At 49.0% G+C, this 13,341-nt stretch carries 13 protein-coding genes; 6 read left to right on the forward strand and 7 right to left on the reverse strand.

Going from position 1 to position 13,341, the window contains the following annotated elements; all coding sequences use genetic code 11:
* Positions 1-24: 24 nt before the first annotated feature.
* The 4 genes from OXH39_09665 to OXH39_09680 all read right to left on the reverse strand — a co-directional run bounded on the left by OXH39_09665 (position 25) and on the right by OXH39_09680 (position 3,629).
* The gene (locus OXH39_09665; GenBank protein MCY3550710.1) at positions 25-786 is read right to left on the reverse strand and encodes a TatD family hydrolase; all 762 of its coding nucleotides are present in this window, start codon (positions 784-786) and stop codon (positions 25-27) included.
* Positions 787-848: 62 nt separating this feature from the next.
* On the reverse strand, positions 849-1,559 hold the full coding sequence (locus OXH39_09670) for an SDR family NAD(P)-dependent oxidoreductase (GenBank protein ID MCY3550711.1): 711 nt from the start codon (positions 1,557-1,559) through the stop codon (positions 849-851).
* A gap of 101 nt (positions 1,560-1,660) precedes the next feature.
* Positions 1,661-2,746, reverse strand: coding sequence for a mandelate racemase/muconate lactonizing enzyme family protein (locus OXH39_09675; GenBank protein MCY3550712.1), 1,086 nt, complete (start codon positions 2,744-2,746; stop codon positions 1,661-1,663).
* 10 nt (positions 2,747-2,756) lie between these two features.
* Positions 2,757-3,629: a sugar phosphate isomerase/epimerase gene (locus OXH39_09680; protein ID MCY3550713.1), complete on the reverse strand. Its 873-nt coding sequence runs from the start codon at positions 3,627-3,629 to the stop codon at positions 2,757-2,759.
* Between the two features lie 135 nt (positions 3,630-3,764).
* Between OXH39_09680 and OXH39_09685 the strand changes: the two genes are divergently transcribed.
* The gene (locus tag OXH39_09685; GenBank protein ID MCY3550714.1) at positions 3,765-6,932 is read left to right on the forward strand and encodes a hypothetical protein; all 3,168 of its coding nucleotides are present in this window, start codon (positions 3,765-3,767) and stop codon (positions 6,930-6,932) included.
* Positions 6,933-6,956: 24 nt separating this feature from the next.
* Here OXH39_09685 and OXH39_09690 read toward each other — a convergent pair whose 3' ends face one another.
* On the reverse strand, positions 6,957-7,340 hold the full coding sequence (locus OXH39_09690; GenBank protein ID MCY3550715.1) for a hypothetical protein: 384 nt from the start codon (positions 7,338-7,340) through the stop codon (positions 6,957-6,959).
* Between the two features lie 322 nt (positions 7,341-7,662).
* On the opposite strand from OXH39_09690, the gene OXH39_09695 reads away from it, so the two are divergent.
* From OXH39_09695 to OXH39_09715, 5 genes are all read left to right on the forward strand, one after another.
* A complete protein-coding gene (locus tag OXH39_09695; protein MCY3550716.1) occupies positions 7,663-8,523 on the forward strand; it encodes a peptidyl-alpha-hydroxyglycine alpha-amidating lyase family protein in 861 nt (286 codons plus the stop codon).
* Between the two features lie 107 nt (positions 8,524-8,630).
* Positions 8,631-10,052, forward strand: a complete 1,422-nt coding sequence (locus OXH39_09700; protein ID MCY3550717.1) for a Glu/Leu/Phe/Val dehydrogenase — start codon at positions 8,631-8,633, stop codon at positions 10,050-10,052.
* 50 nt (positions 10,053-10,102) lie between these two features.
* Complete coding sequence (locus tag OXH39_09705; GenBank protein ID MCY3550718.1) at positions 10,103-10,855, forward strand: pyridoxine 5'-phosphate synthase; 753 nt, start codon at positions 10,103-10,105, stop codon at positions 10,853-10,855.
* Entirely contained in the window at positions 10,852-11,493 is a 642-nt protein-coding gene (locus OXH39_09710; GenBank protein MCY3550719.1) for an HAD-IB family hydrolase, read from the forward strand. The genes OXH39_09705 and OXH39_09710 overlap by 4 nt, the downstream gene beginning before the upstream one ends.
* Positions 11,494-11,628: 135 nt before the next feature.
* Positions 11,629-12,342 (forward strand): pseudouridine synthase, encoded by a 714-nt coding sequence (locus tag OXH39_09715; protein ID MCY3550720.1) that lies wholly within the window; start codon positions 11,629-11,631, stop codon positions 12,340-12,342.
* A 32-nt stretch (positions 12,343-12,374) separates the two neighbouring features.
* Here OXH39_09715 and OXH39_09720 read toward each other — a convergent pair whose 3' ends face one another.
* Both OXH39_09720 and OXH39_09725 read right to left on the reverse strand, forming a co-directional pair.
* Complete coding sequence (locus OXH39_09720) at positions 12,375-13,052, reverse strand: hypothetical protein (GenBank protein MCY3550721.1); 678 nt, start codon at positions 13,050-13,052, stop codon at positions 12,375-12,377.
* Between the two features lie 54 nt (positions 13,053-13,106).
* The gene (locus OXH39_09725; GenBank protein MCY3550722.1) at positions 13,107-13,283 is read right to left on the reverse strand and encodes a hypothetical protein; all 177 of its coding nucleotides are present in this window, start codon (positions 13,281-13,283) and stop codon (positions 13,107-13,109) included.
* Between the last annotated feature and the right edge of the window lie 58 nt (positions 13,284-13,341).

The following is a 13,341-nucleotide window of genomic DNA, read 5'->3' on the forward strand; positions in this document are numbered from 1 at the left end:
AGAAGCGGAAACTATAATTTTGCGCTAACATGCAAGGAGGTTCTGAAAATTTTTCGTCGTTATCTCACCGATTACTTCTATGGAAGTATTGCGAATATCCGCAATCTTTTCCGCCACAGCGCGGACATAAGCCGGTTCATTCCGTTTGCCACGTCGGAATTGGGGAGAAAGCCATGGACAATCAGTCTCTATCAGCAGTCGGTCCCCACGGACTTCCTGCGCGACGGCTTGGATATCTTTGGCATTCGGATAGGTTACAATTCCACCGATACCGATATGGAATCCGATCGCAAGGCTTCTATGCATCAACGCGACATCACCGGTAAAGCAGTGCAGCACACCTCGGATCCGCCCCTGCCGTGTCTCTAAAATAGGTAAAATGTCCATGTAGGCATCGCGGTTATGGATAACAATAGGCAGCTGCAGCTCTTCGGCGAGATCCAACTGTTGTTCAAACGCCTCTTTTTGTAACGGACGCGGCGAGAGATTGCGATAGTAATCCAATCCCATTTCGCCGAGCGCAAGGACTTTCGGATGTGTGGCGAGTTCGCGAAAGGTTTTTAGCACATCGGAGGTCAGATCTTTTGCATCATGCGGATGCATCCCGACGGTGGCATAGATATGCGTGTGTTTCTCCGCCAATTCCACAGCACCCAAGCTCGTCTCCATATCAAACCCTATGACGAGGATGTTGGAAACATCGGCTTCTTCCGCGCGCTTTAGCACTGCATCGCGATCTTGATTGAATTGGGAGAGTTGAATGTGCGCATGCGAATCAATAAACATTCCGACCCCTAACCCCAGTAGGTGCGGTCTATAACCGCACCGAATTTAAAAGACAGATTCAATTATATCAAAGGCGTTCGGATAACAGTTTCAAGTGTATGCGCACGGGGTGGCTGTGTCACCAGAAACAGAATTAAGTTTGCCACATCCTCTGGAAGTGTGAGATGTTCAATCACGTCATCTGGGTGGTTATCACGACGCATCTTGGTGTCTACAGGACCTGGACAAACAACCGAGGCTTTCACGCCGTGCGGTCTGCCTTCATTGTTCGTTGTCTCAGTGAAACCGATAACGGCAAATTTGGAGGCACAATACGCGCCGCCGTTGACATGCCCAAATTTACCAGAAACCGAAGAGACATTGACGATATGTCCATACTTCTGCTCACATAAATGGCTGAAAACGGCTTGCGTACCGAGAAATACACCCTTGAGATTGACTGCTATTGTCAGGTCCCAATCCTCTTCCCGAATTTTTGGAATTGGGTTGTGGATCGCCACGCCTGCGTTGTTAACGAGAATGTCCACCTTGCCGAAGGTGTCAAGCGTCTGGGCAACCATCGCATCAACATCGGCTTTCAACTGAATATCGGTTTTAATGGCGAGTGCCTGTCTGCCGAGCTGCTTCACCTCTTCGGCGACAGCATTTATCTCGGTATCCGTCCGTGCGGCAAGGACGACATCAGCACCTTCCTTGGCAAATGCTAAGGCGGTTGAGCGACCGATCCCGCGCCCACCTCCTGTGATAATCGCGATACGGTTTTCAAGTTTCACAAGTTCTCCTCAAAGTTTTTTTAATTCTTCGTAAGGCGTTAGACCAGGTAGTTTGTTCATCACCTGAACGAACCGCAAGGTATAATTAAAAATCCGTTCACCTACGATATTTGATACGCTGCCAGTTTCTGCTTGTTGAACAGAATCCCGTGCCCCGGACGTTCAGGTGGCGAGAAGTGTCCATCCTTGAGCTGCAAGGTATCATCAAGCACCGGATCCAGCGACGGAATATATTCCACAAACAGCGAGTGTGGCACCGCTGCAGAAAGATGCACGTGAAGATCCATCAAGAAATGCGGAGAGACCGAAAGTCCGAAGCACTCTGCCGTATGCGCAACCTTCATCCACTCAGAGATACCACCGACACGGACTGCATCAGGTTGAAGGATGTCCGCTGCGCCTTGTGCGATGTATTCCTTAAAAACATACTTATTATAAATCGTCTCACCAACAGCGATCGGAATCGTCGTTTTCTCTCGTAAGTTCACGTGGCTATCCACATCGTCCGCTTCGATCGGTTCCTCAAACCAGAAAAGACCCGCTTCCTCAACACGACATGCAAGTTGAATCGCTTCGCGGGCGTTCCATTTCATGTTGGCATCAATCATGAGATAGGGTTCCTGCCCAATCGCTTTCCTGACAGCGAAGATACGTGCTACGTCTTCATAGAGGCTATCGCGACCGACTTTAATCTTGATACCCTTGAAACCCTGCTCGACAAACGCGACAGACTGCCTGACAAGCTCATCTTCAGAAAGATGTAGCCAACCACCATCCGTGTTGTAGACGGGAACAGCAGGTCTCGCACCACCGAGGAGTTGATAAAGCGGCAATTCGGCGCGTTTTGCCATGAGGTCCCAGAGTGCAATATCCACCGCCGCCATACCTAAAGTGACGATGCCACCTCTGCCGACCCAGTGTGTGTCCATCCACATCCGATTCCAGATCCGGTCGATGTTGGAGGCATCCTCTTCAAGGAGGATAGGCGTGAGGTAGGCATCCATAATCTGTTTAATCGCTTCCCCACCTTTGCCGATGGTATAGGAAAACCCAGTGCCGACGACCCCATCTGCGTCTTCAATCTCAATGAAAGGGAACTCCATAGAAACAAAGGTTTGGATGGCATCAACGCGCTCCACTTGGGGTGGGATGTCGTAGAGAGATGTACGAACCGCTTTAATTTTCATTGGAATTTGCCTACTGCTTTAAGTTTTCCATCATCGCCAATAACTTTTCAATACAGATGCGCGAGGCTTCCTCACCGGCTTCAGAGAACGCTTGTCCTGCAGGACGGTTAAGGATGGCATCGTCAATTTTGAGTGAGGGTCGCCAATGCGTCTCAAGGGTGAGATGTCCCTCATATCCATCATCAATGAAGGCTTGCAGCTGCCCTTCCCAGTCGATTATACCATCGCCCACGGGCACAGATTCTATTTCGCCTGTGTCTGGGTTGGCATCCGCGTCCTTGAGGTGCGCGTGGATCATCGTTGATTTCATACGATTGTAAGCATCGGGATACGGGGTTTCGCCCCCCTTTGCGTGTGCTTCATTGGCGGGATCCCAGATGCCACGGATATTCGGTGAATCAATCTGTTCGATAAACTCTGCTGTGAGTTTGGCAGTGCGGAGCGAGGTCGTAGATTCGTTTTCCATGCCGAGCACAATGCCTTCGCCATCTATCATTCTGCGCGGTTCATCGTAGGAAGCGATAATCTCATCCCACCGCGCCTCCGTTTCACCGGTGTCCCAAAAGACGAAGGTCCGGATGAGATTGGTGTCAAACGCCTTTGCCGTTCGGATGCATCCTTCCAGTATACCGAGATGTTCTTTCCGTTCCGCAGTGTTGTCCATATCGCATTTAAAAAATGGCGATGCAACACCGATAGTCTCAATGTCAGTGCCGTCCAATAGCCGTTTCATCTCGTCGATGTCGGTATCGGTAAGCTCGTGTGGCAGTTTGTCCCAGACCGAGCGAATTTCGATGGAGTGTAGATTGAATTCTTTCACAAAATTGACAACGGTAGCGAAGTCTTGTGAAACTTCGTCGTTGATAACGCCGAGCTTAAACATAACTATGTATCTCCTTCAAAACTTTTGGGACATATTAGCACAGCGCGGCGTTAATGGCAAGTGGGATTTCAGGTTTAGGAAAATTGGTTTGCAATGAAGGCAAAAATCGTGCTAAAATAGCATTAGGAGAAAATGATGAACTACACAGAATTATCGCTGCCACAAGACCATAGAGAAGAAATCCATCGGATTCTAACTGATGCTTCCAATAGAACCGGTGGCATAGATAGCGAATCTATACTGCGAAGCCTACAAGAACTCACCACCGACGATGCAGACCTCCAAGCATGCTTTGCAGACATCGCCATCCCCTTGCTCGAAGCCTCCATAGATTCACCGAACCCTGAAGCTGCCTTAAGTCGTTTTTCACGCTTTGCACATGTCACATTTAACCGCAGATGGCTCTATCAATTGTTGCGAGATACCCAGTCTCTCATACGTCCCGTGATCTTTTGCTTCGGTGCCTCCAATTACCTATCCGAGATATTGATTCGCACGCCTGAATACTTCCATGACATCATTGATGCGGATGTGATGGAACAGCAGAAGACTTCTGAAATAATGTATCAGGAACTTAAACAATCAATCTCGAGGTTCGCTTCGGTCGAGCAAAAACTCCGTATCTTGCGGCGATACAAACGACGCGAGACGCTCCGTATCGGACTGCGCGACCTGCTTAAAACGGCAGATGTCGCCACAACGACATTGGAGTTGAGCAATTTAGCAGAGGCAGCGTTGCAACACTGCTATGAGATCGGGCGCGATCAGGTAATGAAACCCAAGTTCGGAACGCCTCTCAACGAAGACGGGGACGCGCCCTGCTATTTTGCCATCATCGGGATGGGAAAACTCGGCGGCTATGAACTCAACTTCAGCTCCGATATCGACCTCATTTTTGTCTATTCAGACGATGCACGCACGGATATGGGGACCGACAACAGCGAATATTTCTCACGCCTTTGTGAATTCATCATCAAAGCGATGAGTGAGATAACACCAGAGGGTTACGTCTTTCGGGTTGACATCCGTTTGCGTCCTGAAAGCAGTGCAGGCGTTATTATCCGTTCTATGGAGAGTTATGAAAGCTACTATGAAGGTTGGGGTGATTTGTGGGAACGTCAGGCTTTAATCAAAGCGCGACCGGTTGCCGGGGATATGGAATTTGGCGACGAATTCATGCGCATGATTCAGCCGTTTGTGTATCAGCGCTACTTAGATGGCGTAACGCTCACTGAGATTAAGGCGGACATTCGGCGCACCAAAGCGCGAATCGAGGAACGGCTCATCAGTGAAAATACGAGCCTTGAACGGCACGTAAAACTCGGTCCTGGTGCCATTCGTGATATCGAATTCACCGTGCAATGCCTCCAGATGATTCACGGTGCCAAGCGAAAATCCGTGTGTTCACACAATACTTTGGAAACGCTCGCGGCACTAAAGGAAAATGAGTTCCTCGACCCAGAGGATGCGGACGCACTTTCGACTGCCTACCGGTTCTTACGTACCGTTGAGAACGGCATTCAAATTGAGGCGGACCAGCAGCGCTACTCAATTCCAGAGGGGGAAACCGAAGCACGCGAACTCGCCCGACGCGTCGGATACCAACACTCCGTAGAAACTGATGCGCTGGAAACATTTCGGGCGGATTATCGCGTACATACTGAGCGAGTGCGCTCCACCTTTCGGAAAATCACCACAACTTCGATTGAATCTGAAGATGGACTTGACATTGCCGTTCTGCTTTCTGAAGAAGATCCACAGCAGTTGGAGAATTTCTTGAGCACATTCCGCTTTGAAAATGTGAGGGAGGCACAACGCCTCCTAAAACGACTCGCAAACGGTGGCGACGGCATCCAATTCTCCCCAGGTGTCAGACGCACCTTCTTTAAACTCGCGCCGACGCTCCTAAGTGTCTTACGAGACTCTCCGAATCCAGACATGGCACTTCGCTACCTTTCAGCATTTACAGACAAGGTCGGTGCGCGTAGCAGCTACTACACGATGTTCGCGGAAAAGCCATCAACGCTTGAAGCACTGACCCGTGTCTGTGGTACGAGTCTGTATCTCGCAGATATGCTCATCGTAAGCCCCGAACTTTTTGATCTACTCACCGTCCCAACGTTGGTAGAACGTACCAAGACTCTCACTAAGAAACAGGAAGAGGCGTTAAAAATTGCAGCGGAGGCACCAGAGGGAAGGATGCTGTCTATGCTGCGGCGATATAAGAACGACGAAATTTGGCGTATCGCCTTACGAAACATTCTCGGTAACGCAACACTGCCGGACACAACGCAGGAACTCTCTGATTTAGCCGAAGCGATTCTGCAAGCGATTTACCCAGAAATTGAGGCAGAGTTCCGCGAGGCACACGGGACGCCGCTTGCTCCTGATGGGACACCTGTTACCTTCGCAATCGTCGCGATGGGTAAGTTTGGTGGTCGCGAACTGAACTTCAGCTCAGACTTAGATGTTATGTACGTCTATTCAGCAGATGGCGAAACGACGCAAGGCATGCCAAACGTGGAATATTTTTCAGCCGTCGGTTTGGAGTTAGTAAATCGACTTGCGGGAAATCAGGGAATGGGTGTCTATGAAATCGACCTGCGACTCCGTCCATACGGAACAGGTGGTGCGATTGCCCTGTCATTGGAGGGATATCAGAATTACTACGATAACGCTGCAGAAGTCTGGGAACGTCAGGCACTCACGCGCGCACGTGTCGCAGTCGGGGATACGGAACAGCTCGGAAACCAATTTTTGGAAATCGCTCACGATTTTTGTTACGGGACATCTCTAACGCCTGAAGAGATTGCTCAAATTGTGCATACGCGCCAACGAAAAGAAGCACAAGCGACTCGTAGAACATCTACTCGGCGCAGACGGAGCGGCAAAGCGCAGACACCTACTACCAATGTGAAATCGGGATATGGCGGGCTTGTGGATATTGAATTCGCTGTCCAAACGCTTCAACTGGTGCATGGCGGAAAGGAACCTTCTGTGTGTGTGCAAAATACACCGCTCGCGATTGACAAGCTGCAAAATATCGGTGTCCTGACAGAGGAACAGCGCGATGGATTAACCGAAGCGTATCAATTTCTGCGGCGCGTCGAAAATGCGTTACGGATCGTCCATGACCGGGCACTGGACGCGCTTCCAAAAAATCGGGCAGAATTGGGACAGTTGGCACGCCGTCTCGGATACACGGGTGATGCCGATACACCCGCTGTGGAAGCGTTTTTGCAGGATTACGGGAAGTGGACCGAAATGACCCGCGCACTTTTCAACCAGATCCTTGTTGATTGAGGCGATAAACATTCCCATCACCATTCAACCGAAAATTCTGTCTCCCATATACCAACCGATTCCAAAGGCCACGAGGAGCATGAGAAATAGAAGCACTTTAAACACTCGACTACTCAAGAATATCGATATCTTTGACTTCTCAAACATTTCTATTTCTTCCTTATATTCCCTCTTATATTTTTTTAAAGCAGGTCTATACCAAAACACCCAAGTGAAAAGTGCTGCGAGCAGAAATATTGATGCAAGTAACAAAAGGAGTTTTTTTGTGCCAAGTGAAATTTGCAGATCGGGAATCAACATATAAAATAGGATTCCCATAGCCGCGAAGCATAAGATGAGTAGCAACATCGCTGCCCAGATAAAATTTCTCAACGCCTGTTTTTTTTCTATGGCGCGTTCGTTTTCCATATTCAAATACTCCTCTGTTGGAAGGTTTTCGGAGAAATAATGACGGGATAGAGGTCCCGCCTAATGTTCTTGTTCCAGACTTACCCAAGTATCACAGAATATAACACAAGTCCAAAAAAAATATCAAGAAAAGTAAACGCGCTATCCAGGGGCATTTAGTTTTCTCTTTTGTAGCGTCCACTTTTAGTTTGCACCCTATAATAACAGTCTATGCTACAAGGGGAAACTAAAGAGTCCTATATGAGCCCGAAATTTCCCTTGAGATATCGCGACAAACCTGCTAAAATAGATGTCAATTCTTTTAGGAGTAGGGAGAAAACTTATGGCTTTTGGACAAGGAACACATCAATATACTGTGGAAGAAAATTGGTGGACGCTCCCAGAAGGTTGGGAATTCGGTTGGGTTCCCGCCGTCGCTGTTGATTCACAGGACCGCGTTTATGTTTACAGTCGAAGTGAGCACCCGATGGTCGTCTTCGATCGGAACGGGAACTTTATTGATTCTTGGGGCGATGATATTCTCAAGGACGCACACGGAATTTTTATTGATGCCGACGATAATATCTATTGTACGGAACGTGACACACACGTCGTGCGGAAGTTTACACCTGAAGGCGAACTGCTGATGACACTCGGCACACCCGATGAACCCGGCGCAGACGGAGAACCCTTCAATAAACCGACGGATTTGGCACTCGGACCCGATGGCGAAATGTTTATCACCGACGGGTACGGCAATGCCCGTGTCCATAAATATTCACCTGATGGTGAACTGATTAAATCGTGGGGACAGCCCGGCACCGGTCCTGGCGAATTCGATCTCCCGCATTGCGTCAGAGTCGATCCCCGCAATAGACTCATGGTCGCCGACCGAGAGAACAATCGGATCCAGTTCTTCACCCTTGATGGAGAATACATTGAAGAGTGGGGAGATCTGTTGCATCCAGACACCATCTATATCGACGAAGAGGATTTTGTCTATATCGCTGAACTGGATCAGCGTATCACCATCATGACGTTAGATGGCGAGGTCGTTTCGCAGTGGGGCAGTGAGCGCGGCAGTGCCGTCCCCGGTGAATTTATGGCATGTCCACACGGCATCTGGCTGGATTCACACGGCGATATATATGTTGGCGAAGTTCAAGAGGATGCACGACTCCAAAAATTCATTCGGCAACGGTAGCATCGGTTTTCCAGAATGAATTTTTCGCACCGTATCATTGTTAATCTAAAGCATTGTAGGGCGAGGTCTCCGTACCTTGCCCGTTCCTACATTTAGGTTAGAGCACGATGACAGAAGGTTTCTCGTTTTTCCAGAAAGTGAATAGGGATTTTGATAAAGCTGCCCAATTCACTGACTATCCACATGGGTTGTTGGAGCAGATAAAGATTTGTAACAGCTCCTGCCATTTCACATTTCCGATAAAACGGGATGACGGAACTATCCAAACCATCCACGGATGGCGCGCGGAGCACAGTCATCACAGCCTCCCGACGAAAGGCGGCATCCGCTACAGCACACTCGTCAATGAGGACGAGATAATAGCACTCGCGGCATTGATGACGTACAAGTGCGCGCTCGTTGATGTCCCATTCGGCGGAGCCAAAGGTGGTATTCAACTGGATAGACGCGAATATTCAGAAACTGAATTGGAGCGTATCACCCGCCGTTATACCTATGAATTGATCCAGAAGAATTACATCGGACCCGGTGTAGACGTGCCAGCACCGGATTTCGGAACCAGCGAAACTGAGATGGCATGGATTCTCGATACCTATATCACAATGGCACCTGATAAACTCAATGCTACCGCATGCGTAACAGGCAAACCGATCGAACAAAACGGGATTCATGGGCGGAAAGGTGCTACCGGACGCGGAGTCGTTTTCGGTTTAGAAGAGGCATGTAGTATTGCTGAGGACATGAAACCCCTTGGGCTATCCCCCGGTCTACACGGAAAAAACGTCGTTATTCAAGGTTTCGGTAATGTTGGTTATCATGCTGCCAAGTTTCTAATGGAGGCGGATGCACGCGTCATTGGGATTCTTGAACGAAACGGTGGTATCTATGATCCACGAGGGTTTGATGTCGAAAAAGTTGCCATGCATCGCGCGGAAACCGGGTCGATCCGAGGGTATCCCGGTGCCACACCTGTTGAGAATCCGAGCGACGGTTTGGAGTTAGCGTGCGATATCCTTGTGCCAGCCGCACTTGAGAACCAACTCACAGCAGAAAACGCACCTCGGATTAAAGCCGCCATTATTGCTGAAGCAGCGAACGGACCTACAACCCCAGAAGCGGATGAGATTCTTCAAGAACGCGGGATTATGATTATCCCAGATACCTACCTCAACGCCGGTGGTGTCACCGTCTCCTATTTCGAGTGGCTCCGGAACCTCTCTCACGTGCAACTCGGACGGCTCGGCAAACGTTTTGAAGATAGCACTCAACATGCAATGCTTCACGCCGTTGAGAAAGCAACCGGTTATCAGTTTTCGGAAGATGAACGTCAGTCAATACATGGTGCTGATGAGGAAGATTTAGTGAACTCTGGACTCCAAGATACGATGATAAGAGCCTATCAGGAACTGCGTGAGACACGTATGCAACACAGAAGTAAAAACGATGATGTGGATTGCCGAACGGCTGCATTTATCAATGCCATCCATAGAATCGCAAAATCCTATATGCAGCTCGGTATTTTCCCCTAATTCATAACGCCAACTTTCAAGAAAATAAAAACACAGAAAAGGAAGAAAAAATGATCTCTCTCAGTGTTAATGTCAACAAAATCGCAACACTACGAAACTCGCGCGGCGGCGATATTCCAGATGTCCTCACTGCAGTTGATACCTGTATCGCTGCAGGTGCACAGGGCATCACCGTGCACCCGCGTGAAGATGAACGCCATATCAGACCCGCAGATGTGCTGGACATCGCCGAACGATTAATAGAAATCAATACCCAAAAATCACCCACCATTGAATACAATATTGAAGGCGATCCGAGACCTGACCTTATCGATAGGGTCTTACGCACGAAACCAACCCAATGCACGCTTGTTCCGGTTGTAGCAGGCGAGATAACAAGCCACACCGTTTGGGATATCCGTAAAGATGGCGACACGTTGAAACCGATCATTGCAGCGTTGAAAAACGCCGACATTCGCGTGAGTCTGTTTAGCGGAACGGATGTCGAGCAGATAGCGATGACGCGTGATATTGGTGCCGACAGAATTGAACTCTATACCGCGCCTTACGCCATGGCAGAAACGGAGGCAGAGATTGAACGTGAGTTTGCGTTATTGGAAAAAGCAGCGGTGAAGGCGATGGATTTGGGACTTGGAATCAACGCGGGGCACGATCTGAATCTTGACAACCTACCGCTGATGCAGAAACTACCCGGACTGCTTGAAGTCTCTATTGGACACCATCTGATGGCGGATGCACTCTACATAGGATTGGAATCTGCGGTCAAAGCGTACCGACACGCACTGGGGCAGCAGGCGACATGACAGCATCCAAAACGTGCGCTGTCTTCGATTTGGACGGCACAATTATCCGTCTCTCATCAGAGCAGATTTTTCTGGCGTATCTGTTAAACCACGGCGAGATTCCGATACCGAATTTGCTCGCGTGGACTTCCAATTTTCTGAAGGTTAAGTCCCTACCAGTGGCGAAATCCAATAAAGTTTACCTTCGCGGTTTGGAACGGGATCATATCCATGAGATTGCCCACCGCTGTTTCATTAACAAACTGCGTGCAAGCATCGCGCCTCACATTGCTGAATTGATACATTTCCACCGCGCCGAAGGACGCACAGTCGTTCTCATGTCAGGTTCGTTGTCGTTTCTTGTTCAACCGTTTTATGAGCATTTCCAAACCGATATGATGGTCGCTCACGAGTTGGAGGTAGTTGACGGAAAGTTCACAGGACAACGTGTTGGGTTACACCCTTTCGCGGAAAACAAAGCGAAACTCGCCCAAAAACTCGCAACCGAACACGGGTTTGATTTGAGCCGCTCTTACGCCTACGGAAACCACCACACAGATGCCCATAAACTGGAATTGTTCGGGTATCCGGTTGCCGTTAATCCGGACCGGCAGCTTAGGCGCATCGCGACGGAAAAAAACTGGCAAATAGAACCGTAGTGGCAGCTAACTATCGGCTATCAGTCCAAGTCCGCTTGTAAGCCCGATTTATTATATGAATGGATTGTAGGTAGGAACCCTGTTTGCCCGATTTATAGGAAACTGACAACCGATAACCGACAACTGATAACCAATATGCGACTTGAAAAATATATTGCCACATCAGGAATCGCCTCTCGGCGGGCAGCGAAAAAGAGCATCCAAACGGGGGCTGTTACGGTCAACGGAGAACCCGTTTTGGTTCCCGGACACCCGATTAACGTAGAAACCGATGCCGTTGAATTTGAAGGGAAACCGGTTGAACCGCTAACAGAACACATCTATCTGATGTTGAACAAACCAGCGGGTTACGTGACGACACGGCACGATGAACGCGGACGCCCCACCGTCATGGATCTCGTCTCAGATCTTCCCGATACTATCTACCCTGTCGGACGCTTAGACTTGGAGACCGAAGGGCTTCTCATCTTTACAAACGATGGAGATTTCGCCTACCAGTTACTACATCCGAGCCATGAGATAGAGAAAACCTATCTCGTGTGGGTGAAAGGAGCACCGCGCGACGACGCGATTCAACGGTTACGTCAGGGCGTTACGATCCCGAGCGGAACAACGGCACCGGCAAAGGTCAAGCATTTAAAGGTAAGTAAAGATGGCGCGTCAACGAAGTTTGAGGTAATAATTCATGAAGGGAAAAAACGGCAGGTGCGCCTGATGTTTAAAGCCGTGGGGCATTCGGTAATCCGTTTAAAGCGGGTCCGAATGGGTAGTTTGCGGTTGGGCAACCTTCCATCTGGAGAGCACAGATTTCTGACATCAGAGGAAATTTCCGAATTGATGGCGTTGTAGGCGCGGTTTGGAGCCGCGCCTACCGGAGATTGTTATTTGGACTCCGCCAAATCTCTGACCTGTTCTAAACGCGCTTCAGCACTTCGCCTTATATCTTCATCTGAAGTATGATGGGCTAACTTTTCAAGCACCGCAATAGCTTCTTTAAAATGCCCTTTGATGCCGTACGTCACACCGAGATAAAGCTGAGCGTGTTCATGGACATCGCTTTTCGGATACTTGTCTATCACAGTTTTGAAGTGAGAGACTGCTTCCTCAAAGGTCGTCTCTGCTTCAGGACTTTCAAGCATATCACCAAGCGTCCTGGCGTAAGCGAGTCCCAACTGGTTATGCAAGTTTGGGATGAGCTTTGATTTGTTCCTCGGATCATGTTCAAATGCTTTCTCGCTGAACATGACCGCTTTTTCAAGCTGCTTCCGATCTAAATAGGTAAGCGCGACTTGAGCGTTAAGTTTAGCATCGTCCGGTTTCTTCTCAAGTTTGGCGAGTTTTTTCGAGAAAGCTTCCTCTTTTTCCAACGCAGCTTCTATCACGGGTGCAAAGCCGTCAGGACCGATGAATCCTACGTGCTGAGCGATCATACCACCATCCGAACTCGTGAAAACGATCGTCGGATAGCCAGGGACTTCATACCGCATCAGGGCTTCTCTATTTTCGGGGTGTTCGGTATCTTCAGGATTGACCTTGATGGTAACGAACTTTTTGGACATTTCGACGATACGAGCATCCGTAAATGTTTCGGCATCCAGCCGACTACATGAGCCTCACCAGTCAGTGTAGAAGTCCAGCATAACGGGTTTGCCCGTCTTCGCTGCTTCTTTCATGCCGTCCTCAAGCGATTTTTCCCATTTAACCCCTTCGCCCGCAATGAGCGCGGGGACTGTGCCCACCATCAGTAGTAAGACACCGAGTGAAATGCGGCGAAAAACAGAATTAAACATAAATTCTCTCCTTTTTTTAGATAACGTCTTAATTTACGATTCCATTAATTTCAGGAGT

The organism is Candidatus Poribacteria bacterium (genome assembly GCA_026702755.1).
Lineage (GTDB): Bacteria > Poribacteria > WGA-4E > WGA-4E > WGA-3G > WGA-3G.